The 23,181-nt window shown below is 54.7% G+C and carries 19 protein-coding genes; 13 read left to right on the plus strand and 6 right to left on the minus strand.

Features of this window, described 5'->3' with window-relative positions:
* Positions 1-243 precede the first annotated feature (243 nt).
* Positions 244-2,526 carry an NADP-dependent malic enzyme gene (locus ABF287_RS09695; RefSeq protein WP_347184804.1) on the plus strand — a complete coding sequence of 761 codons (2,283 nt, stop codon included), beginning with the start codon at positions 244-246 and terminating at the stop codon, positions 2,524-2,526.
* 299 nt (positions 2,527-2,825) lie between these two features.
* Positions 2,826-4,730, plus strand: coding sequence for a propionyl-CoA synthetase (locus ABF287_RS09700; RefSeq protein WP_347184805.1), 1,905 nt, complete (start codon positions 2,826-2,828; stop codon positions 4,728-4,730).
* A 110-nt stretch (positions 4,731-4,840) separates the two neighbouring features.
* Here ABF287_RS09700 and ABF287_RS09705 read toward each other — a convergent pair whose 3' ends face one another.
* Complete coding sequence (locus ABF287_RS09705; protein WP_347184806.1) at positions 4,841-5,599, minus strand: NAD kinase; 759 nt, start codon at positions 5,597-5,599, stop codon at positions 4,841-4,843.
* 273 nt (positions 5,600-5,872) lie between these two features.
* Here ABF287_RS09705 and glyA point away from each other — a divergent pair, with 273 nt between their 5' ends.
* Both glyA and ABF287_RS09715 read left to right on the plus strand, forming a co-directional pair.
* On the plus strand, positions 5,873-7,168 hold the full coding sequence (glyA, locus tag ABF287_RS09710; RefSeq protein ID WP_347184807.1) for a serine hydroxymethyltransferase: 1,296 nt from the start codon (positions 5,873-5,875) through the stop codon (positions 7,166-7,168).
* Positions 7,169-7,243: 75 nt separating this feature from the next.
* The gene (locus ABF287_RS09715; protein ID WP_347184808.1) at positions 7,244-8,092 is read left to right on the plus strand and encodes a DUF817 domain-containing protein; all 849 of its coding nucleotides are present in this window, start codon (positions 7,244-7,246) and stop codon (positions 8,090-8,092) included.
* Positions 8,093-8,114: 22 nt separating this feature from the next.
* Here ABF287_RS09715 and ABF287_RS09720 read toward each other — a convergent pair whose 3' ends face one another.
* Positions 8,115-8,486, minus strand: a complete 372-nt coding sequence (locus ABF287_RS09720; RefSeq protein WP_347184809.1) for a hypothetical protein — start codon at positions 8,484-8,486, stop codon at positions 8,115-8,117.
* Between the two features lie 54 nt (positions 8,487-8,540).
* Between ABF287_RS09720 and ABF287_RS09725 the strand changes: the two genes are divergently transcribed.
* From ABF287_RS09725 to ABF287_RS09735, 3 genes are all read left to right on the plus strand, one after another.
* Positions 8,541-9,320 (plus strand): alpha/beta fold hydrolase, encoded by a 780-nt coding sequence (locus tag ABF287_RS09725; protein ID WP_347184810.1) that lies wholly within the window; start codon positions 8,541-8,543, stop codon positions 9,318-9,320.
* 147 nt (positions 9,321-9,467) lie between these two features.
* Complete coding sequence (locus tag ABF287_RS09730) at positions 9,468-9,812, plus strand: type II toxin-antitoxin system Phd/YefM family antitoxin (RefSeq protein ID WP_347184811.1); 345 nt, start codon at positions 9,468-9,470, stop codon at positions 9,810-9,812.
* Between the two features lie 263 nt (positions 9,813-10,075).
* On the plus strand, positions 10,076-10,963 hold the full coding sequence (locus tag ABF287_RS09735; protein WP_347184812.1) for an FRG domain-containing protein: 888 nt from the start codon (positions 10,076-10,078) through the stop codon (positions 10,961-10,963).
* 207 nt (positions 10,964-11,170) lie between these two features.
* On the opposite strand, the gene lepA is transcribed toward ABF287_RS09735, so the two are convergent.
* Positions 11,171-12,970: a translation elongation factor 4 gene (gene lepA, locus ABF287_RS09740; protein ID WP_347184813.1), complete on the minus strand. Its 1,800-nt coding sequence runs from the start codon at positions 12,968-12,970 to the stop codon at positions 11,171-11,173.
* A gap of 349 nt (positions 12,971-13,319) precedes the next feature.
* Between lepA and ABF287_RS09745 the strand changes: the two genes are divergently transcribed.
* The 3 genes from ABF287_RS09745 to ABF287_RS09755 all read left to right on the plus strand — a co-directional run bounded on the left by ABF287_RS09745 (position 13,320) and on the right by ABF287_RS09755 (position 16,003).
* A complete protein-coding gene (locus ABF287_RS09745) occupies positions 13,320-14,654 on the plus strand; it encodes a hypothetical protein (RefSeq protein ID WP_347184814.1) in 1,335 nt (444 codons plus the stop codon).
* Positions 14,655-14,985: 331 nt separating this feature from the next.
* The gene (locus ABF287_RS09750) at positions 14,986-15,303 is read left to right on the plus strand and encodes a hypothetical protein (RefSeq protein WP_347184815.1); all 318 of its coding nucleotides are present in this window, start codon (positions 14,986-14,988) and stop codon (positions 15,301-15,303) included.
* A 10-nt stretch (positions 15,304-15,313) separates the two neighbouring features.
* Positions 15,314-16,003 carry an NAD-dependent deacylase gene (locus ABF287_RS09755; RefSeq protein WP_347184816.1) on the plus strand — a complete coding sequence of 230 codons (690 nt, stop codon included), beginning with the start codon at positions 15,314-15,316 and terminating at the stop codon, positions 16,001-16,003.
* 18 nt (positions 16,004-16,021) lie between these two features.
* On the opposite strand, the gene ABF287_RS09760 is transcribed toward ABF287_RS09755, so the two are convergent.
* Genes ABF287_RS09760 through ABF287_RS09770 form a run of 3 tightly spaced genes read right to left on the minus strand, consistent with a single transcriptional unit; the run spans position 16,022 to position 19,071 of the window.
* On the minus strand, positions 16,022-17,530 hold the full coding sequence (locus ABF287_RS09760; protein WP_347184817.1) for a tripartite tricarboxylate transporter permease: 1,509 nt from the start codon (positions 17,528-17,530) through the stop codon (positions 16,022-16,024).
* On the minus strand, positions 17,530-18,015 hold the full coding sequence (locus ABF287_RS09765) for a tripartite tricarboxylate transporter TctB family protein (protein ID WP_347184818.1): 486 nt from the start codon (positions 18,013-18,015) through the stop codon (positions 17,530-17,532). The genes ABF287_RS09760 and ABF287_RS09765 overlap by 1 nt, the downstream gene beginning before the upstream one ends.
* A 60-nt stretch (positions 18,016-18,075) precedes the next feature.
* Positions 18,076-19,071, minus strand: a complete 996-nt coding sequence (locus tag ABF287_RS09770; RefSeq protein ID WP_347184819.1) for a tripartite tricarboxylate transporter substrate binding protein — start codon at positions 19,069-19,071, stop codon at positions 18,076-18,078.
* 219 nt (positions 19,072-19,290) lie between these two features.
* Here ABF287_RS09770 and ABF287_RS09775 point away from each other — a divergent pair, with 219 nt between their 5' ends.
* The 3 genes from ABF287_RS09775 to ABF287_RS09785 all read left to right on the plus strand — a co-directional run bounded on the left by ABF287_RS09775 (position 19,291) and on the right by ABF287_RS09785 (position 23,154).
* The gene (locus ABF287_RS09775) at positions 19,291-20,211 is read left to right on the plus strand and encodes a LysR family transcriptional regulator (RefSeq protein WP_347184820.1); all 921 of its coding nucleotides are present in this window, start codon (positions 19,291-19,293) and stop codon (positions 20,209-20,211) included.
* Positions 20,212-20,377: 166 nt separating this feature from the next.
* Positions 20,378-21,214: a shikimate dehydrogenase gene (locus ABF287_RS09780; protein ID WP_347184821.1), complete on the plus strand. Its 837-nt coding sequence runs from the start codon at positions 20,378-20,380 to the stop codon at positions 21,212-21,214.
* The gene (locus tag ABF287_RS09785; RefSeq protein WP_347184822.1) at positions 21,214-23,154 is read left to right on the plus strand and encodes a TIM barrel protein; all 1,941 of its coding nucleotides are present in this window, start codon (positions 21,214-21,216) and stop codon (positions 23,152-23,154) included. The genes ABF287_RS09780 and ABF287_RS09785 overlap by 1 nt, the downstream gene beginning before the upstream one ends.
* Positions 23,155-23,181 lie beyond the last annotated feature (27 nt).

The following is a 23,181-nucleotide window of genomic DNA, read 5'->3' on the forward strand; positions in this document are numbered from 1 at the left end:
TTGGTCTAGACTGCGCCGCAGCTTGGCCGGATGCAAGAGTCTTGCCGCAAATCACAGGCACAATTCGCGAATTTGCGCTTCATCGCATAAAAACGGTTATCGTTTGCGCTAACATGGCCTAATTTCGCATGGGAGGGCTTGATTGCAAGGGGTCCACAAGCGTAGAGCGATAACAAATGACGCAAACGCAGGCGTCGCGTAAAAATTAGTTTAGCACTAAACTAAATATTTGGAGGCAATAAGATGGCGGACGACACACGCAACGAAGCATTGCGCAAAGCGGCTCTTGGGTACCACGAATTTCCAAAACCTGGGAAACTGGAAATCCGCGCGACAAAGCCACTCGCAAATGGCCGCGATTTGTCACTCGCTTACAGCCCCGGCGTGGCCGAGGCCTGCCTCGAAATCAAAGCGGACCCAAGCACCGCAAGCCGCTATACCTCGCGTGGCAATCTGGTTGCCGTTGTTTCAAATGGCTCGGCCGTTCTCGGCCTTGGCAACATTGGCGCAGCCGCGTCCAAACCCGTGATGGAAGGCAAGGCCGTTCTGTTCAAGAAATTCGCCAACATCGATTGCTTCGATATTGAGGTGAACGAAAACGACCCAGAAAAGCTTGCTGACATTGTCTGTTCGCTAGAGCCAACCTTTGGCGCGATCAACCTTGAAGACATCAAGGCGCCTGACTGTTTTATCGTCGAAAAACTGTGCCGCGAACGGATGAACATCCCAGTCTTCCATGACGATCAACACGGTACCGCGATTGTTGTGGGGGCCGCTGCGACCAACGCGTTGAAAGTGTCCAAAAAGAAATTCGAAGACATCAAGGTCGTTTCAACAGGCGGCGGCGCTGCGGGCATTGCTTGCTTGAATATGCTGCTTAAACTTGGTGTGAAACGCGAAAACGTTTGGCTGTGCGACATTGCTGGGCTTGTCTACGAAGGTCGCACCGAAGAAATGACACCGCAAAAAGCGGAATACGCGCAAAAAAGCGATCTGCGGACTTTGGATGACGTGATCGAAGGCGCGGATCTTTTCCTTGGCCTGTCTGGCCCTGGTGTTTTGAAACCAGAAATGGTGACAAAAATGGCCAAAGCGCCAATCATTTTCGCGTTGGCCAATCCCAACCCTGAAATCGATCCTGCTGACTTGGAAAAGGTCGCCCCCGACGCGATCATCGCGACGGGGCGTTCTGATTACCCCAACCAAGTTAACAATGTGTTATGCTTCCCTTTCATTTTCCGCGGGGCGCTGGACGTTGGCGCCACCGAGATCAATGACGACATGAAAATCGCGTGTATCGAAGGTATCGCAGCCCTCGCCCGCGCCACAACATCTGCAGAAGCGGCGGCGGCCTATAGCGGTGAACGCATGACCTTTGGTCCGGATTACTTGATCCCCAAACCCTTCGATCCCCGCTTGATGGGCGTGGTCGCCACAGCCGTCGCACGCGCTGCGATGGAAAGCGGAGTTGCAACGCGTCCTCTGGAAGACATCGAAGCCTACAAAGCCTCGCTTGATCATTCTGTGTTCAAATCCGCGATGATTATGCGCCCTGTCTTTGCTGCAGCCTCACAAGTTGAGCGGCGCATTGTTTTTGCAGAGGGCGAAGACGAACGCGTGCTGCGCGCGGCCAATGCAATGATCGAAGAAACGACAGACATGCCAATTTTGATTGGTCGTCCGGACGTGATCGCCATGCGTGCAGAGCGTGCTGGCCTGCAAATTCGACCAGGTATCGATTTTGAAATCGTGAACCCTGAAAGCGACAGCCGCTACAAACAGTATTGGCAGGCCTATCACGAGCTCATGCAGCGCCAAGGCGTGACGCCTGACTTGGCCAAAGCAATCTTGCGGACAAACACCACAGCCATCGGCGCGATTATGGTTCAGCAAGACCATGCAGACAGCCTGATTTGTGGCACCTTTGGACAATACTTGTGGCACCTCAAGTACCTGACCGAAATTTTGGGCACCAAAGAACTGCACCCTGTTGGGGCTTTGTCGTTGATGATTTTGGAAGACGGCCCGCTGTTTATTGCGGACACCCATGTGCATCCTGAACCGACACCGATGCAAATCGCAGAAACCGTGATCGCTACAGCGCGCCATATTCGTCGTTTCCGAACGGAGCCGCAGATTGCGCTGTGTTCCCATTCGCAGTTTGGCAACTTGGATTGCGACACAGGCCGTCGCATGCGCGCAGCGCTTGAAATTCTCGACTCTGAGCCACGCGACTTTTTATACGAAGGCGAAATGCATATTGATGCGGCCTTGGATCCAGAATTGCGGACACGTATTTTCCCGTCCTCACGCTTGACTGAGCCCGCGAATGCGTTGGTCTTTGCAAACGCTGATGCGGCCTCTGGTGTTCGTAACATCTTGAAAACAAAAGGTGGTGGGCTGGAAGTTGGTCCTATCTTGATGGGTCTTGGCAACCGCGCGCATGTGGTGACGTCGTCCATCACGGCCCGTGGATTGCTCAACATGTCGGCAATCTCTGGGACGCCTGTGTCGCACTACGGCTAAAACGTCGGCGGCGCATTTTCCATTGCGCCCGCTCAAACTCGTTGCCCAATCGGAATTGACGCGATTGGGCACACAACCCCCTAATCTATTCTGCTGCAAATTTTGCAAACGCGCTTTCTATTCAAGTTTGCATAATTTTGGTAACCTCTAACGCCCAGTTTTGCTAACATTGCATTCAGCGTCTTCAGCGCAAGATACGTTGTCCCTGAGGAGGGCTGCGCCGCCACTGTGGCCGCGCATGCAGTCAACTGTCGGTCTGGCGCGGCAAATGTGTAACGATGTGAGGAGAACAGCATCAAATGGGTCAAAGCAACTCTTACTCAGACGTCTATGATGCTTGGAAAGCGGATCCGGAAGCTTTTTGGATGGATGTCGCAGAGCAGATTCACTGGTTCAAGAAACCGACAAAAGCTCTGTTTGATGACGCCGCACCGATTTACGAATGGTTCTCAGACGGCTTAACCAACACCTGTTACAACGCTGTTGATCGCCACGTTGAAAACGGGCGCGGGTCGCAGGCGGCTATTATCTATGACAGCCCCGTTACGCAAACCAAGCGCTCTATTTCATACACCGAACTGCGCGATCGTGTGGCCAATTTGGCTGGTGCAATGCGTGCCAAAGGCATCGGAAAAGGCGACCGCGTCATCATCTATATGCCGATGGTTCCAGAAGCGCTTGAAGCCATGCTGGCCTGTGGGCGCATCGGGGCTGTGCATTCCGTGGTCTTTGGTGGCTTTGCCGCGAATGAATTGGCGGTGCGGATCGACGACGCCACGCCCAAAGCGATCATCGCCGCCTCTTGTGGTATTGAGCCCAATCGCGTGGTGCACTACAAACCCTTGCTCGACAATGCCATTGAACTGGCGGCCCACAAACCAGATTTCACTGTAATTCTTCAAAGAGAACAAGAAGTTGCGCAACTTATTGAAGGGCGCGATTTTGACTGGAACGGGTTTCAAGAGGGCGTCGCCCCCGCAGACTGCCTGCCAGTCGAAGGCAATCACCCTGCATATATCTTGTACACTTCTGGCACCACAGGCGCGCCCAAGGGCGTGATCAGACACACGGGCGGGCAACTTGTGGCGCTGAATTGGACCATGAAGAACATCTACAATGTAGACCCCGGTGATGTGTTCTGGGCTGCGTCAGACGTGGGCTGGGTCGTGGGCCATTCCTACATTTGCTACGGGCCGCTCGTGCACGGCAACACCACAGTCGTGTTCGAGGGCAAACCCGTCGGCACCCCTGACGCCGGCACTTTTTGGCGCGTGATTGAAGAACACAACGTCAAAGTCTTGTTCACAGCGCCCACGGCCTTTCGTGCGATCAAACGCGAAGATCCAACCGGCGCTTTGATCAGCGACTACGATCTGAGCGGCTTGCAATCGCTGTTTTTGGCCGGCGAGCGCGCAGACCCAGACACAATCAATTGGGCGCAAACCTTGTTGAAAAAACCTGTCATCGATCACTGGTGGCAGACAGAAACAGGCTGGGGCATTGCAGCCAATCCGCTTGGGATCGAAGCATTGCCAGTGAAAGTCGGTTCCCCTTCGGTGGCGATGCCGGGGTATGATATTCATATTTTAGACGAGGCTGGCCACGAAGTTGCCGCAGGCGAACTCGGTGCCATCGCTGTCAAATTGCCCTTGCCGCCCGGGACATTTCCGAACCTTTGGAATGCCGAAGATCGTTTCAAGAAAAGTTACCTCGAGCAGTTTCCAGGTTACTACGAAACGGGCGACGCGGGCATCAAAGATGAAGACGGTTACTTGTACATCATGGCGCGCACGGATGACGTGATTAACGTTGCAGGCCACCGCCTGTCGACCGGCGCGATGGAAGAGGTCTTGGCCTCCCACCCTGATGTCGCCGAATGCGCCGTGATCGGCGTGGCAGACACGCTCAAGGGGCAAATGCCGCTGGGGTTCTTGTGTCTCAATGCTGGGGTGGAGCGGTCCACCGACGACATCGTCCGCGAAGTCGTGACAGATGTTCGAGGTAAAATCGGACCTGTTGCTGCGTTCAAATTGGCCTGCGTGGTCGAGCGCTTGCCCAAGACGCGATCAGGTAAAATCCTACGTGCAACGATGGCCAAAATCGCTGACGGTGAGCCGTTCAAAATGCCGGCGACCATCGACGACCCCGCGATTTTGGACGAAATCAAAGTGGCACTTCAAGGACTTGGTTACGCCAAAGACTGACTTTAACTGGCTCATCGGGAAACACAGATCTGCGGGCGCTTTAACACGTGCCCGCAAAAACACGTGAGGTCGCGTTAGAACCTATGTGACGGGTCTCAGACGCAAGTGCATCAAACGAATTGTTCGCTCAACAAACGCTCTTCAAGACCGTGGCCTTGATCAAACAGGATGCGGTGCTGGACGCTCGGGTCTGAGGTGATCTCCACCCATTCAACATCGCTGACAGACCGGCTATCCGCATCCGCCATCACTGGCCGCTTGGCACGATTCAGCACGTCAAACCGCACCTTAGCCCCTTTGGGCAGCAATGCCCCGCGCCAGCGTCTGGGGCGAAATGCAGCCAAAGCCGTCAGCGCCAGTACGTCAGAGCCAATCGGCAAAATGGGACCACGGGCAGAATAGTTGTAAGCGGTCGATCCCGCGGGCGTCGCCACAAGCGCACCGTCACACACCAGCTCATCCATCCGCACCTTACCGTCAACAGACACGCGCAGCTTGGCGGCTTGCGGGCCTGCACGCAGCAGTGAGACCTCGTTGATTGCAAGCATGTTGTGCATCAAACCATTGCCGTCTTGTGCGACCATCTTCAGCGGGTTGATCACTTCTTCTTCAGACGCCATCAGACGTTCGGGCAAATTTTCCTCACGAAATTCATTCATCAGAAAACCGACCGTGCCACAATTCATACCATAAACTGGTGTGTCCAAATGCATGGTGCCGTGCAACGTGTGCAGCATAAATCCGTCGCCCCCCAATGCCACGATCACGTCGGCCTGTTCCACAGGGACGTGCGGGTATTGTGATGTGAGCCGTTCATAGGCCCGTTGGGCGACCTGTGCGTCGCTGGCGGTAAAAGCAATTTTGACCATAGTTTGGGGTCCAATTTATAGATGTCTTACACAAGACACAGCTTTGCCTAACAAATCACAATCGAAAACTCACGCGCTTTCGTTCAAAGCGGCACGAAACGCGCCAAGACCGCGACCCACCCGCGTTCTTTCAAGTGTATTTTCACCCTAAAACGACGGTAGAACCACGCTCTTTGGCCTATTCATCATCATTATGCGCAAGACGAGGGTTTCCCACGGGGCGCGATTTGGCTAAACACACCGCAACATTCTCCATCTGCCAAGGAACACACCATGACGTCAAACGTACGCGATGCAGGTTTTTTCACAGAAACGTTGTCTTCCCGCGATCCTGAGCTGTTCGGCTCAATGCAGCAAGAGCTCGGCCGCCAACGCGGTGAGATCGAATTGATCGCATCTGAGAACATCGTCTCAGCCGCCGTCATGGAAGCTCAAGGATCCGTCCTGACGAACAAATACGCCGAAGGTTACCCAGGGCGCCGTTACTACGGTGGTTGCCAATATGTGGACATCGCAGAGAACCTTGCACGTGACCGCGCAAAAGAATTGTTCGGCGTTAAGTACGTGAACGTACAGCCAAATTCCGGTTCCCAAGCCAACCAAGGTGTCTTCACAGCGCTCTTGCAGCCTGGCGATACGATCCTCGGCATGTCCTTGGATGCGGGCGGTCACTTGACCCACGGTGCCAAGCCAAACCAATCTGGTAAATGGTTCAACGCCATCCAGTACGGCGTGCGCATGCAAGACCAGCGTATCGATTACGATCAGATCCAAGAACTGGCGAACGAGCACAAACCAAAGATGCTTATCGCAGGTGGTTCTGCCATCCCACGCCAAGTTGATTTCAAGAAAATGCGCGAGATTGCTGATTCTGTTGGCGCGATCCTCATGGTCGATATGGCGCACTTCGCGGGTCTCGTCGCAGGCGGCCAGCACCCAAGCCCGTTCCCATATGCAGACGTGGCGACAACAACGACACACAAAACTCTGCGCGGTCCACGCGGTGGCATGATCCTGACAAACGATGTTGAGATCGCCAAGAAAGTGAACTCCGCGATTTTCCCAGGCATCCAAGGTGGCCCTTTGATGCACGTGATCGCAGCCAAAGCCGTCGCATTCGGCGAAGCCTTGCGCCCTGAGTTCAAAGAGTACGCCAAGCAAGTGATCGTGAACGCTCAAGCGTTGTCCGATCAGTTGATGAAAGGTGGCCTTGATATCGTCACAGGCGGCACAGACACCCACGTTTTGCTGGTCGATCTGCGCCCCAAAGGTGTGAACGGTAAAATCACTGAGGCCGCTCTCGAGCGCGCTCACATCACCTGTAACAAAAACGGCATCCCGTTTGACCCAGAGCCACCGATGATCACATCTGGCGTGCGTCTTGGTACACCTGCGGGCACAACCCGCGGCTTTGGCGAAGCTGAGTTCCGCCTCATCGGTGATTGGATCGTCGAAGTTGTTGATGGCTTGGCCGCCAACGGCGAAGAAGGCAACGCAGAGGTTGAGGCCTCTGTGCGCGCCAAAGTCGAAGCCTTGGCCGCAAAATTCCCGCTTTACCCAAACCTGTAAAGCCAAACAAAACCGACATTTAAAGGGGCCTCAGGGCCCCTTTTTCTTTGCCCGCAAACATGTGAAACTCAGCACATGAAGCAGAACATGATCATCGAACGCCGATTGGGCAATTGGCTGCGCGCGCGCCTCCCCCAATCCGTCACGGAATTGGTTATGTTCACGCTTAAAATGGGCTGGGCAGCACTCTTTGGCGGCCTGCTGTTGATCGCGATGCTGCTCAGCAATGCAGTGTGGCAAAGCGACTGGCCTATCGCGCGCTATGACGCGCTTTTGGCCTATGCGCTCACCTTACAGATCCTGTTTCTCGCGCTGCGCATGGAAACGCTTTCAGAGGCCAAAGTCATTTTCTTGTTTCACATCACAGGCACGATCATGGAGGTGTTCAAACTCCACGTAGGCTGTTGGGACTACCCCGGATCAGGCCTGTTCGAAATTGGCGGCGTGCCTTTGTTTTCCGGCTTCATGTACGCCTCTGTCGGCAGCTTCATGGCTCGCGCCATTCGCCTGTTTGACATGCGGTTCGCCCCCTACCCACCGTTTTCGTGGACCGTGGTTTTCGCAAGCCTCATCTATGTAAACTTCTTCGCGCACCACTTCGTCCCTGACATCCGGTACGCCCTATTTATTGGGTCTATCCTATTGTTTTGGAATACGAAAATATGGTTCACAATTGGGAATCAATACTGGATGCCCATGCCTGTGGCGGCCTTTTTGTCATCGTTCTTTTTATGGGTCGCAGAAAATGTCGGGACAGCCACAAAAGTCTGGGTTTACACAGGCCAAATGCACGGCGAAATGGTCAGCTTCGCCAAAATGGGATCATGGTATTTGCTGCTTTACGTCAGCTTTGTCACCGTCACTTTGGTCATACGTGACGCATTGCACAGCACCCCCCTTTCACCACAATCCTTCAGTAAATGACACGGGGTGTCGTGGCGCGTTTTTATATCAGCCCTTGCCAAACCATATAGGTAACAAAACCGCCGACGGTCACGATCAGGACCAACGCGATCATCGCCAAAATATCAAGCAAACGCTCCACGCGCCGCTTATTGGGATCGATGCCCTCAAGGTAGGACGTCAGGTTTCGAATGGACCGATTTACGGGTTTTTGATCCACACGCATCGACATTTTTGGATGCGTTTCCAATGACATAGCCCCAACAATCGCAGCACCGTCTTTGCGCGCCCAACGAGGCAAACGGCGCCCTGCTTTGCGTAGCTTTTGCTCAAAACCCTGCCCTGCATGCACGCCAAGGCGATCCGCCAAAAGGGTCGCAAGCCGGTCGGTTTTATGTGCGAAATTGTGGTCCATAGTGTTTTAATTTAGGGGCTTTTCGCCTTGCCGCCAAGCCTGTATCACTGCGATATGTTAAACACAGTTCTCACGGGGCAACCCACTGATAAAACACCACTTTTGATCGTGCACGGGCTGTTTGGCTCTGCGCGCAATTGGGGTGTGATCGCCAAACGGATGTCTGCGGATCGCCAAGTCATTTCGGTTGATATGCGCAATCACGGCGCGAGTTTTCGTTCTGATTCAATGGCTTACACGGACCTTGCTGATGATCTCGCTGAGGTTCTTAAGGCGCATGGCGCTGACGGGGGCACCCATGTTTTGGGGCATTCCATGGGCGGCAAGGCGACGATGATGCTGGCTTTGACGCATCCTGAATTGGTTAAGTCCTTGATTGTGGCGGATATTTCGCCTGTTGCTTATGAGCATACGAACAAGCCGTTGATTGATGCGATGCAGGCTTTGGACTTGTCCAAGGTGGAAAAACGGTCCGACGCAGATGCGCTTTTGGCCGAGGATGTTTTCAACGATGGCGTGCGGGCGTTTTTGCTGCAAAGCCTTGTTGTTAAAGACAAAAAATGGCTTTTGAACCTGCAGGTTTTGGAAGATGAAATGCCCAAAATCGTCGGTTGGCCGGATGATGTGACGGGCCGTTTTGAAAAGGACACGCTGTTTTTGTCTGGCGAGGAAAGTTCTTACGTGTCGCGCGACCACCGTAAGGCGACTAAAGCATTGTTCCCGAAGGCAAAATTTGCATCTTTGCCCGACACCGGTCACTGGCTGCACGCCGAGAAACCGCGTGAATTCGAAGCGGCCTTGACCGTTTGGCTGTCGCGATTCGAGCGCGTCTAAGCCCTGAGACATTAATCCCGCATCGAACGCTGGGGTCGAGGTTCTTTTAAAGTTTTGCACGACATTAAGGCACAAGGTGGCAAAAGTTTAACGCTTTGGCCCCCGCCCGCTTTACATGTTTGCAAGATTTTTGAGGGGCTTATCGCCATGGAATACATCACTGTCAAAACCACCGACTTCCGCCCTCGCCTGACCGAGCTGCTGGATCGGGTCGAAAAAGGCGACACGCAAGTGATCCTAAAACGCTACGGCCGCGCGCGGGCGGCGCTGATCAGCTTTGACGATCTGTTTCGAATTTGGGACGCCGTGGCCGAAGAAGTGGATGGACCTGTCGACCCAAAAACGGGCCGCAACGTGGGCCAAGATCACCCCGAAGTGAAACAACAACTGGCCCAAGAGCAAGCCGACCGCGAGGCCTATCGCGCCTTGGGTCAGGATGAACGGTGGAACTCGTTCTGGTCTTGGGTCAAGTCGCTTCATGAGCGTCGTTAAAAAACGCCATGGGATGGCGTTTTAGACGCGAACGGGTTTGCCACTGCAAACACGATACGCAGGTGCCAAATGCTTCGCATGTGTGACCTTGGCGCGCGGTTCATTAGGAGTTGCTAAGGACAGCGCCTGACCCTGGGTGGGTGCTTTAGCGCCCTCCCGTGGGGAGGGTCGGGCGCTGGCCGACGGTGTCGGCCTAAAACTTGCATGTCACAACATTTGGCGGTTAACTCATAGAAAACAATTTTCCAAAGTGAGACCAATTTATGCCGCGCCATATCACTAGCTTAGAAGGTTTTATTCGAAAGCTGTCCAAGATCACTAGTGAACGACAAAATCAAACCTTAGTATTTAGGGGCCACGGTAGGAAAACATTTGAGGCGACGCCTTCGGTTTTACGGGTTAAAAATCACATAAAAAACGAGCATCTACTATTCCGTCAAATTCTTGCCCGTCATCCCCAAGAGTTTATGACTGACAGTTCTACTTTTGACAGGTTGGTTCGTGCTCAACATTACGGCATTCCAACCAGACTTTTGGACGTCACAAATAATCCTCTGGTGGCTCTATATTTTGCTGTTTCAAGCCATCCATCGGATATTGGATCGGTTCTAGCCATGAGGCCCAACTTAAGTAAGCAGAAGTACTTTGATAGTGACGCAGTTTCAATTTTAGCGAGCTTAAGCCTATTAAACACAGCGGAAAAAGGGACAATTAGAGAACATCTAATACATTGCAAGGGCGAAGAAACAACGAGACGTGACTTTCAAGTTACTCTGTCAACAACGGATAAGGAGTGCATAGAGAAATTCAACGAGCACGAAGCAGTTAAGAAATTAATTCAGTTTGTCAGACACGAAAAATCAGATTTCAGGCCAATTGTTGATCCATTAGACCTAGTAAGAACCATTTCGGTTGTTCCAAAACGCTTACATAAGCGTATCGAAGCGCAGGATGGGGCCTTTTTAGTTTTTGGAATTGATGTTCCTCCGTCAGCGGAAATAGTGAATGATATTCCATACGACGAAATTGCAATTGCTCCATCATCAAAAAACAGAATTTTAAAGGAGTTGTCGCTCTTGGGAATAACAGAACAAGACCTTTTTCCAGACATAGAAAGGTCAGCCAAGGCAATCACAAAGAGGTATTCCTAAAAAACGTCCCAGCCCGCGAAAAGCCTCCACCGCTCTCGCCCATTTTCTTACAGAAAATAGGCTGCCACGGCAGGGTCTTGCGCTGTTGTGCGGGCCTGCGCGGTTCCGTTTCTTAAAAGCACCGCGCGTTCTCGCGTATTTTTCCTTGAAAAATAAGCTGCCACGCGCAGCACTTTCGTTCACTTTCGGGCAAGCCCGAAAGTGAACTTAATCGTCCATCTTCAATGCATTAATAAACGCCTGCTGTGGGATCTCCACGCGGCCGAATTGGCGCATCTTTTTCTTACCTTTCTTCTGCTTCTCCAGCAGTTTCTTCTTACGCGTCGCGTCGCCGCCGTAACATTTGGCGGTCACGTCTTTGCGGAGCGCAGCAAGGGTCTCGCGGGCGATGACTTTGCCGCCGATGGCGGCTTGGATCGGGATTTTGAACATGTGACGCGGGATGAGTTCTTTGAGCTTTTCACACATGCCACGGCCACGGGCTTCGGCGCGGTGGCGGTGGACCATGGTGGAGAGCGCATCCACGGGTTCGTCATTGACGAGGATGGACATTTTGACCAGCTCGTCTTGTTGATAGCCTGTCATGACGTAATCGAAGGACGCGTAGCCTTTGGTCACGGATTTGAGGCGATCGTAGAAGTCGAAGACCACCTCGTTGAGCGGCAGATCGTAGACGACCATGGCGCGGGTGCCAGCGTATGTCAGGTCGATTTGCACACCGCGACGGTCTTGGCAGAGTTTCAACACATCGCCCAAGTATTCGTCGGGCACCATGATGGTGGCCTTGATGCGCGGCTCTTCGATGTGTTCGACATGCGTGAGATCGGGCATATCGGCGGGGTTGTGCAGTTCGATCATGGAGCCGTCGCGCATGTGCACGTGGTAGATCACGGAAGGCGCTGTGGTGATCAGGTCGATGTCATATTCGCGCTCAAGACGGTCGCGGATGACCTCGAGGTGCAACAGGCCAAGGAAGCCACAGCGAAAGCCAAAGCCCAGCGCGGCGGATGTTTCCATTTCAGAGGAGAAAGACGCGTCATTCAGAGCGAGCTTTTCGATGGCATTGCGCAGGTCTTCGAATTCGGCGCTATCGACTGGGAACAGACCACAGAACACCACAGGCTGCGCAGGCTTAAAGCCTGGCAACGCCTCAGCGCAGGGTTTCTTGTCATGCGTAATCGTATCGCCCACACGGGTGTCGCGCACCTGTTTGATGGAGGCGGTGAAGATGCCAATCTCGCCAGGGCCAAGCTCGGGGATGTCGACCATCTGGGGTTTAAGAACCGAGAGCTTATCGACGCCATATTGCGCGCCGGTCTGCATCATCTTGATCTTGTCGCCCTTTTTGATCGTGCCGTCGATGACGCGGATCATAACGACAACGCCGAGATAGCTGTCGTACCAACTGTCCACCAGCATCGCTTTGAGCGGCGCATCGCGGTCGCCTTTGGGCGCAGGCAAACGGGTGACGATGGCTTCCAAAACGGCCGGAATGCCGATGCCGGTTTTGGCGGAAATCTCCAGCGCGTCAGAGGCGTCGATGCCAATCACGTCTTCGATGTTTTGACGCACGCGGTCGGGTTCGGCGGCGGGCAAATCGACCTTGTTGAGCACAGGCACGATTTCGTGGTCCGCATCCAACGCGTGATAGACATTCGCCAAGGTCTGCGCCTCAACCCCTTGCGAGGCATCCACGACCAACAAAGAGCCCTCGACCGCCTGCATAGAGCGCGAGACTTCATAGGCGAAATCCACGTGACCGGGGGTGTCGATGAGATTGAGAATATACAGCTCGCCGTCGTCCGCTTTGTATTCGATGCGCACAGAGTTCGCCTTGATGGTGATCCCCCGCTCGCGCTCGATGTCCATACTGTCCAACATCTGCGCCTTCATATCGCGGTCGGCAACCGTGTTGGTGGACTGGATCAAACGATCCGCCAAAGTCGATTTGCCGTGGTCGATATGAGCAACAATCGAGAAGTTGCGGATGTTTTTAAGCTCGGTCATGTCAGGCCTTTAGCGCAAAATGTGGGGCGTCAGATTTAGCTGATTTCTATGGGGTGAATCCGCACCATTTGCAAGCCCTGAACGCAGGGCGCGGCCCCAAGTGGCGATAACACCCAAGGTCAGCGCCCGACCCGAGGTGGGTGCGAAAGCGCCCGCCTGTGGGGGTGAAGAAGGGACCGTCGCCCCAGATGGGGCGGCGTAAGCCCTTATGAACGGGCGCTGACCGACGTTGCCGGTCGAAAACAGTGCAAAACGGCATAGCCTCGCAAGCGCGTTTAGTTTCTTGCAATCAGTCGGGGACTGCGTGAATTATGGCGGATTGAGGCAGTGAATTTGATTGGTGAGTATCGTGGCAGACGACGAAGAATTTGACTTCGACGCATTCGAAAAAGAAATCGAAAACTGGGCCAAAGGCGCCAGCCATGAGGCACATTGCGCCTTTGCCAGCCAATGCGCCGCACGCGTCCTGCCCAACATCGGCGGAGCGCCTCGCCCAGTGGCACTCACAGGATTTTCATTTGACGTAATCGTCATCCGCGCGATGTTCACATCGGCGGTTGCGGGCACTTTACCAACCGCCGATGTGAAAGCCGCAGCCGCCGATTCCACCGCTATTTCCACCAATTCCGTCGCTTTCGCCGCCGCCTTTCCCGCCGCAAATGCCGGCAATTCCGCCTTTTCCGCTGCCGATGCCGCCTCTTCCGCTGCCTCTTCCGCCTCTTCCGCCGCCCGTTCCGCTACCGATGCCGCCTCTTCCGCTGCCTATTCCGATGCCGTCTCCACGTCTTCCGCCGCCCGTTCCGCCGTCTCTTCCGCCCGTTCCGCCGCTGAGCTGCTCAACCAGTCTGCCCCCAAGGTCCTGTTAGAAAAGCCTCTCTGGCTGAACGTGACATGGCCAGACGCCATCGCAAACAACTGGAAAACCCTGCGCCACGAGTGGTCCACCGATCCCGCCATGGCGTTTTGGATCGATTGGTACGAGGGCCTGCTTAAGGGTCGCACCCCCGATTGGGACCTCTGGTATGACATTGTTTTGATTGACGATGAGCACTGGAAAGCAGGACCAGAAGCCGTGGCGCGTGAGATTGAGCGCATCAAAAAAGAGCTACGCGCCAAACGCGCCGAGAAATTTGAAGATCACGTCCGATCTATGGTGCCGCGCTCTAAAGTCCTTGCGCCGCAAGCCGATCGCCTTGCAAACCTTATTGAAGAAGCACTCAACCTTTATCATCGAGAAATATCAAACTGCACGGCAGACTCCATCGAACCTTTGGAGAAGCTTCCAAATATCCTGCGCCAAATTCGCTTTCAATTGACGAGCGATGCCCCCGAAGGCAAACGTGTCAAAGAACTCGCCCTGCTCGTTCATGCAATGGTCGACACGATTGATCAGCTAAACCGACGCTTAGAACGCGCGAGTGCCCTGCCAACGGACCAACGCAGTCCGTCGCCATCACGTATTGCTAAAGTTGTAACTCACCCACTTTTCAACACAGTTTTGGGTGCGGTTTTAGCAACGGGTCTCACAACATTCGCAGGGGCAGCGGGCGATGACATCAACAAAGAATTCATTGATCAAACAGAAGACGGCCTGTGCTTGACGGACTTTCCAAAAGACCCTGCACCTGTGAAAACGCCCGCTGAAACCTCGGACATTCCTCCAGAGGCTTTTACGCGCGTTTAGCTTTTTCTTGGCAAAAATACTCACTTTAGCTACGCCCCAGACTCCAAACACACCAATAGACATCTAGCCCCCCACGTGACCGCACGGGTGGGAGCGGAAAGCTCCCGCCTTGGGGGCGGGCGGTCGCGTGTCGATGCTTTGCATCGACGGGAAGAGGTGCATTATCTCAGGCGTGCGGTTCAAATTCCCCAAATCGGCAATCCATCGCCGCCGTTTGCACGCGGGGGACGTCGAAATTGAAATGTCCTTATAAATCAGGCATACTGCCCACATAGGTAAACCATATATCAGGCCCTGCGTAAGACGGGGCGGTTTTGGCAAAGGCAGAGACATGAAAAAAGCAGTAATGATTTTGGCGGCGGCTGTCGCTTTTACGGGGCCCACACTGGCGCCCGCTCCCGTATCCGCAGGCGTGATTGAACGGGCGTGTATCGCCTCTGATCGCAAGGCTTCCAGCCGCGCGTTGTGTGGCTGCATTCAGCAAGCCGCGGATATGACGCTTAAGAACCGTGAGCAGCGCAAAGCGGCCAAGTTCTTTGAAGATCCCCACAAAGCGCAGGAGCTGCGTCAGGCCGATGGGCGTGGCAACGAAGCCTTCTGGAAGCGCTACAAGAATTTCGGCCAAACAGCCGCGCAACACTGTAGCTGATCGCGCAAAGATGGCCCAAGGCGGCATATTCATTTTGTCTGGCGCAGGCCTGTCGGCGGAAAGCGGTTTGCGGACCTTTCGCGCCGCTGATGGCTTGTGGGAAGACCACCGTGTCGAAGATGTCGCCACGCCCGAAGCCTTTGAGCGCGATCCGGATTTGGTGCAACGGTTTTACAATGAACGCCGCAGACAAGCCGCCGAGGCCCAGCCCAATGCGGCGCATAAGGCTTTGGCGCGCTTGCAAAAATCCCATGATGCGCCGGTGTATTTGGTCACGCAGAACGTCGATGATCTGTTGGAACGTGGCGGGGCCAAACAGGTGATCCACATGCACGGCGCTGTGATGGATGCGCTTTGTGCGGCCTGCGTCCATCGCTGGCGCGCCCCGCGCGAGATGCATGTGACAGACCCCTGCCCGTCATGCTCTGCGCCCAAAACGCGGCCAGATATCGTCTGGTTCGGCGAAATCCCCTACCACATGGACGTGATCCAAGACGCGATTGAAGACAGCGATCTGTTTGTGTCGATCGGCACCTCTGGCACGGTCTATCCTGCGGCAGGCTTTGGCCACATGGCGCGCCAGCTAGGCATCAGAACGCTGGAGCTGAACCTAGAAGCCTCCAACGCGCCCTTCGATGAAGTCCGTGAGGGCCGCGCCAGTGACATCGTGCCCGCGTGGGTGGATGAAGTGTTGGGTTAGCGCAAAGGCGCGACCGATCTATCCTTTGCGGAACGATAACCGCTTGCGCAGATAGGGCCACACAGGCGTTTGACTGAGCACCATCAGCACCAACGCCGTCGTCAGCACCAGCGAAATCGGGTTGGACAAAAAGCCCCAAATAAAGTCACCGAAATCCCCGCGCGACCGCAGCATGGTCCTGCGATAATTGCTGTCCATCATCGGGCCAAGGATCACACCCAAAATCACAGGGCCAACCTCAAACCCGTAGGTCTTCATAAAGTATCCCACAACTCCGAACAGCAGCATCCAATAGACATCAACAGGGTTGTTCTGGATCGCGTATGTGCCCACCGCGCTGAGCACCACAATCAGCGGGATCAAAACAGCCTTGGGGCATTCAACGATCTTTGTGAACAGCTTGATCCCCGTCAGCCCGAACACCAGCAAAAAGATATTGGCCAAGGTCAACGTGCCAACGATGAACCAAAACAGATGCGGGGTTTCCACCAACAATAACGGCCCAGGTTTTAGCCCATGAATGAACAAAGCGCCGATGATAACGGCCGTCACCGCATCGCCCGGAATGCCGAGCGTCAACATCGGAATATGCGCCCCACCCACTGCCGCGTTGTTTGCCGCCTCAGGTGCGACCAAGCCTTCACGGTTGCCCGTGCCAAAGGGGCGCTCAGGGTCCTTGGTCGTGCGTTTGGCGTCATCATAGGCCAGCAAAGCCGCGATATCGCCGCCCGTGCCAGGCAACGCCCCAATGATCGTGCCAATCCCAGAGGCCCGCATCGCCAACCAAAAGTACTTTTTGACGTCCGAGAACTTCGGGATAATTCGGTCGATCTTTTGTTTGATCGCAGGCGTATTCAACGTGTTCAACTGCACCAAGGCTTCGGCGACACCAAAGAAACCGATCATGGCCGCAACATAGGGAATGCCGCCCAAAAGATGGATCGAACCAAAGGTAAAGCGCCCTTCGGCGGTCATCGGGTCCAGCCCAACCATGCCGATCAAAATGCCAAGCCCGCCTGCAAACGCGCCTTTGGCAAAGCTTCCACCAGACAATGTGCCAATCAACAAAATACCAATGCAGCCCAACAACAAGTAGTCGCGCGATTGGAATTTGAGCGCAAATTCAGAGATGATCGGGGCGAACAACGCCAGTGCCAAAATCCCAACAAATCCACCAAAAACCGACATCACCGTGGTCAGCCCGATGGCTTCCCCCGCCTCGCCGCGTTTGGCCAAAGGATAGCCCTCGATCGCCGTTGCGATGGCCGATGGGGCCCCTGGTATGTTCAGCAAAATCGCCGTTCGAGACCCGCCGTAAACGCCGCCAAAGAACACACCTGATATCAAAGCCAAGGCCTCGTTCACGTCCCATTTGAAGGTGAAGGAAATCAAAATAGATGTCGCCATTGTGACCGACAGGCCGGGAATGGCGCCGATGTATATGCCTGTAAACGTCCCCGTCGCGACCAAGAAAATGAGCCACGGATCGGTCCATGCAATGGAAAAGAACCCCAAGATTTCCAACATTAGAATAGACCTTTCACAAGGGTGCCCTGCGGCAGGACGACTTGAAATACTTCACGGAAAACGACGTAGATAATGGCCAAGGAAAAGACCGTAAGTGCCAAGGTCAGCAACGGATTTCTGCGCCACAAAAACTGAAACGCGCCAAATAAAAACAGCGCGGAGCTTGCCACAAATCCCAAGCTCGGCATCAACAGCACATAGCCAAAGACCAAGCCAATCAACACGAAATGGCGCGGGGTCATCACCGTGTCCAAAAACCCGTCGGCATCGGCCGCAGGGCCTGCGCGCCGCGCGGCGGACACAAGGATCACAAGGCTGCTCACCACCATGATGGCGGCAGCGACCATCGGAAAGACACCGGGCTCCGTCTTTCCTGAAAACCCAGAAATTTCATAGGCTTGCCAGAATGCGGCGACAGAAAACACCAGAAGGATCAGCGCGAAGACAAGCTCTCCGGGCTTACGGTTGGGTTGATCAGTACTCATGGGGAGGGGCTCCGTAAAAAGCGCAGCGTCGGCCCAACGCATGGGCCGACGCGCAATCGTTTATGGACGGGTGATACCCAAGTCCGCAGGGTTCACTTTCGCGACGCCTGTGTCTTGCAAGACCCAAGCTGTGACCTGCTGCCACTTGGCAAGGAAGTCGACCGCTTCTTGGCCGGACATATTCATCACGATGTTGCCGCGATTGGCCATCAAAGTGGTGAAGGTTTCGCTTTGCGCGGCTGTGTCAAACGCGGCTGTCATCGTGGCGACAACATCGTCAGGCGTGCCCTTTTTCACGAAGACGCCATAAAACGGCCCCCATGGCAAAAAGTCGGACATCGCAGGAAGCGCATCTGTAATCGCTGGTGCTTCTGGCAATGTGTCAACAGGCTCAGTGTTCACAACCGCCAAGGCGCGCATTTTGCCCGCTTTGACCTGTTCCGCCGCAGCAGAGATACCGGCAGGCATAAAGTCAACTTCGCCGCCAAGCATCGCAGTCAGACCGGGGCCTTCACCGTCAAATGGGATCGCGGTCACATCGAAGGGCGCTGAGTTTGCAATCAACGCGCCAATTGTGCTGGGCAAACCGCCGGGGCCAGTTGAGCCCATAATCACATCGCCGGGGTTGGCCGCGATTTCCGCCATCAACGAAGACATATCTTGGTATTTAGAGTCGGCAGGCACCACAATCACAGCCACGCCACGACCCAGAATGTTGATCGGTGTAAAGCCGGAATAATCGAGGTCAGACACGCCCATGATCGGGTGCAACTGCGGGTTTTCAGCGCCGTACAAGAACGTGTAGCCATCCGCCGCAGCTGTGTTCACATAGGCCGTCGAAATCGCACCAGCACCGCCGGATTTGTTCAAAACAACGATGGATTTGCCAAGCGCCTCTTCTGCCGCTGGGTTGATTGCGCGCGCAACTGTGTCGGTTGCCCCGCCTGCGCCCCACATGACAACGCCAAGCATTTCGCGCTCAGGAAATCCCTGCGCCATGACGGATGAGCTTGCCAAAACGAGTGCGGCAACCGCACTCCCGAAAAACTTATTCATAATTCCTCCCTTTCGCGGCCCGTGCCGCACTCCCATTGTACTTTCTAAGTATCTTCCAAATTCTGCGTCGTTCAAAATTCGTATCAACGCCCGCGATAGCTGGCAAAATCTGCAGCTTGTCACAAGCACATGCTATCGCCCAGTCGCAATGAACTTCAATAGCCGACTTTGACCAATGCGTAACATCATGTTAATTTTGAGGCTTGGAGGACGTTGACAATGCATGAAATCACCTTGCGCCAAGTCGAAATGATCCGCGCGGTTATGCTGCGGGGCACCATCAATGGGGCGGCGGAACATCTCAATGTTTCGGCCCCAGGGGTGAGCCGATTGATCAAACACACCGAAGAATCCTTGGGCATTCGGTTGTTTGAACGTCAAGCGGGTCGCTTCGTTCCGTCTGTGGAAGCGAGTGTGGTTTTCGATCAAATTCGCGAAGTCTACAAAGGGGTGGAAAACCTGCAATCGGCGCTTGGGTCGCTCAAAAAGGGCGAAGATGTGCGACTGTCTTTTGCATCGGCCCCATCGGTTGCGCAGTTTATCGCGGCACGCGCGGTGCGGTCCATTCGCGCACGATACCCTGATTTGTTTATTGATCTCAATATCTTAAAAATCGAAGAGACATTGGATTATTTGTTGTTGGAACGCGGCGAGTTCGTGATCATGAGTTCCCCGCTGGACAATCCCGCGATTGAAAACACCGAAATTGCCACCGGAAAAATCTTGGCGATCTTGCCCGAGGGGCATCCGTTGGCCAGCAAAGACGAAGTGTCGATCCACGATTTGATACAAGAACCGCTGGTGGGGATCGACCCTGCGGACCCTTACGGCGCGATTTTGGCCAAGCCTTTCGCCAACGCTGGCATCACGCCGCGCCACACCATGCGTGGCCGCTTTGCGCAAACCGCTGTTAGCTTGGTGCGTCACGGTCTTGGGGTTGCGCTGATCGACGAGTTTTCCGTCGCAGAGGTCTATCTGCCCGGTGTCGTGCGGCGCCCGCTGAAAGAAAGCACGTCGATCACGATCTATGCCGTCGCCAAAAAGGGCCGCGTGATTTCGAACTTTTCGGAGTACGCGATCAAGCAGTTTAAAAAAGAACTGGCAGAGGCGCATATTCTGTCTCAGCCCGGCTTAGATTAACACAATGTTCCGAATGTCCACATTTGGGCATTTGACGTTATCTCGCAAGCACCGCACAAATGGGTGCCCGCACATCAAATCCGTGACGGGCCCCACGCAGCTTTGCAAACGCAGTTTTGTATAAGCAACTTCGCCCTACTCACCTTTGCCCACATGGAGCGCCAAAATGGTCATTCGCCTTGGTCTTATCGGAGACAACATCGAAAAATCCCAAGCGCCTGATTTGCATCGTCTGGCGGGACAAAGTCTCGGCCAAGACGTTACCTATGATCGGTTGGTCCCGTGGCAGCTTGAACAATCCTTTGATCAGATTTTCGACAGCTGCGTGGCGACGGGGTTTCGCGGCATCAACGTCACCTATCCCTACAAAGAACTGGCCGTGCCCCGCGTGCAGATCGACGACCCGCAGGTGCGCGCCATTGGGGCCATCAACACAGTGGTGTTCGACGCCGATGGACCGCGCGGCTACAACACGGATTATTCAGGCTTCATAGAGGCTTACAAGCGCGCCATGACTGACAAAGACACTGGGCCTGTGACCTTGATTGGATCGGGTGGCGTGGGGCGGGCCATCGCCTTTGGCCTTGCCACTTTGGGCACCAAAGACCTGCGTCTTGTTGATCTTGATGCTGCCAAGTCAACCGCCGTGGCCGAGGCCTTGCGCGCGGTCAATTCTGAGATGACCGTCAGCGTTTGGACCGATGCGGCCGCCGCTGCACAGGGCGCGGCTGGGCTGATCAACTGCACCCCTGTGGGCATGGTCGGATATGAGGGCACGCCTTTGGAACGCGCGGCCATGACGGGTGCTAAGTGGGCGTTTGATGCGGTCTATACGCCCGTCGACACAGAATTTCTGAACGACGCAACATCACTTGGTCTTACGATCATTTCGGGCTGGGAGCTGTTCTTTTTCCAAGGGCTGCACGCTTGGAAGATCTTTTCAGGAACCGCCTGTGATGAGGCCGCGTTGCGTCAAAACCTAATGCAAATCGGAGGGTCATGATGAAAACGTCTATAGCCACAGTTTCGATTTCGGGGAACTTGCGCGAAAAGCTTGAAGCCATTGCGAGCGCCGGATTTGACGGGGTTGAAATCTTTGAACAAGACTTCATTGCCGACGCGCGCAGTCCACGTCAGGTCGCGGATATGATCCGAGATCACGGTTTGGACATCACCTTGTTCCAACCCTTTCGCGACTTTGAAGGCCTGCCCAATCCCTTGCGGGCCAAGGCCTTTGAACGGGCGAAACACAAGTTTGAACTGATGAATGACTTGGGCGCAGAGCTTGTGCTGTTTTGTTCGACGACCCATCCCCAAAGCCTTGGCGGGATTGATCGCAGCGCCGAAGATTTTGCCGCTTTGGGCGACATCGCGGCCGCGCATGGGGTGCGTGTTGGCTTTGAAGCGCTGGCGTGGGGGCGTCACATTGATGATCACCGCGATGCGTGGGAAGTGGTGCGCCGCGCCGATCATCCCAATATTGGTCTCATTTTGGACAGTTTTCACACCATGGGCCGTGGTATTGACCCCGAAACCATTCGGCGCATTCCAGGCGATAAGATCTTCTTTGTGCAACTGGCCGATGCGCCAAAAATCGACATGGATTTACTGTACTGGTCGCGGCATTTCCGAAACATGCCGGGCGAAGGCGATTTGGACGTTACGGCGTTCACACGCGCTGTCATGGCCACCGGATACACCGGCCCACTCAGTCTTGAAATTTTTAACGATCAGTTTCGGTCTGGCAGCCCGCGCATCGTTGCGCGCGATGGCTATCGGTCCTTGGTCAATCTGATCGATGATGTCTGTCGCACCGAACCTGAGGCCTGCGTTGAACACAGCCCTTTGCCCGTAAAAATCGCCCCCGAAGGCATCGCCTTTGTTGAGTTTGCGTCGCGCGGCGAAGACGCTGCTGCGCTGAAATTGCTTTTGAAGACATTGGGGTTTTCACAGGCGGGGCAGCATGTGTCAAAGGCGTTATCGCTGTGGCAACAAGGCGGCATTCGCATTTTGATCAACGAGGAAAAGACCGATCTGGCCGCCTCGATCTATAACGCGCGCGGCACGAGCATTTATGACATCGGGCTGACGGTTCCCTCTGCCAAGGACACGGTTGTGCGCGCGAAAGGGCTTGGTGCAGAGCCGTTTTCGCAACCGCTGAGCCCCGGTCAGGTCGAGATCCCCGCGATACGGGGCTTGGGTGGCAGCGTTCTGCATTTCTTAGATGGGTCAAAGCCTCTGTCGGATGTCTGGTCCCATGAATTTCATCTGCAAGACACTGGACAAGACACTGGACAAGATACGGGGCAAAATAGTGGAACCACAGGCGTCGGGCTGACTCACATTGACCACATTGCACAGACGATGTCTTACGAAGACATGCTCAGTTGGTCGCTGTTCTACACGACGCTTTTTGACATGAAGAAGGACCCCTTGGTGGATGTGACCGATCCCGATGGCTTGGTGCGCAGCCTTGCGCTTCGGTCTGGGGCACAAACGGGCGCAGATGCGGGCGCGTTTCGGATCACCTTGAACGGTGCCGAAACCCACCGGACCTTTGCGGGGTCGTTCTTGGCGGATAATTTCGGCGCACCGGTGCAGCACATTGCCTTTGCCTGCGATGACATTTTTGCCGTGGCACAATCTTTGGCCAAGCTGGGGTTTGCCGCCCTGCCCTTGCCCGACAACTACTACCGCGATTTGGCATCGCGCTTTGATCTGTCCCCCGACACACTGGCGCTCTTGCAGGCGCAGAACATTCTGTATGATTGCGATGATGTGGGCGCGTTTTATCAGTTGTATTCACAGCCCTTCGCCGGCGGCATGTTCTTCGAAATCTTGCAACGCGAAGCGCACTATGAAGGCTATGGCGCCCCCAACGCCCCGTTTCGCATTGCAGCTCAAAAGCGTCTTATGCGCCCCAAGGGCGTCCCGAGCACCTGACGCCGCCGACCGCCAGTGACAATCACT

The sequence above is a fragment of the Pacificibacter sp. genome (assembly GCF_039769035.1).
Taxonomy (GTDB): domain Bacteria; phylum Pseudomonadota; class Alphaproteobacteria; order Rhodobacterales; family Rhodobacteraceae; genus Celeribacter.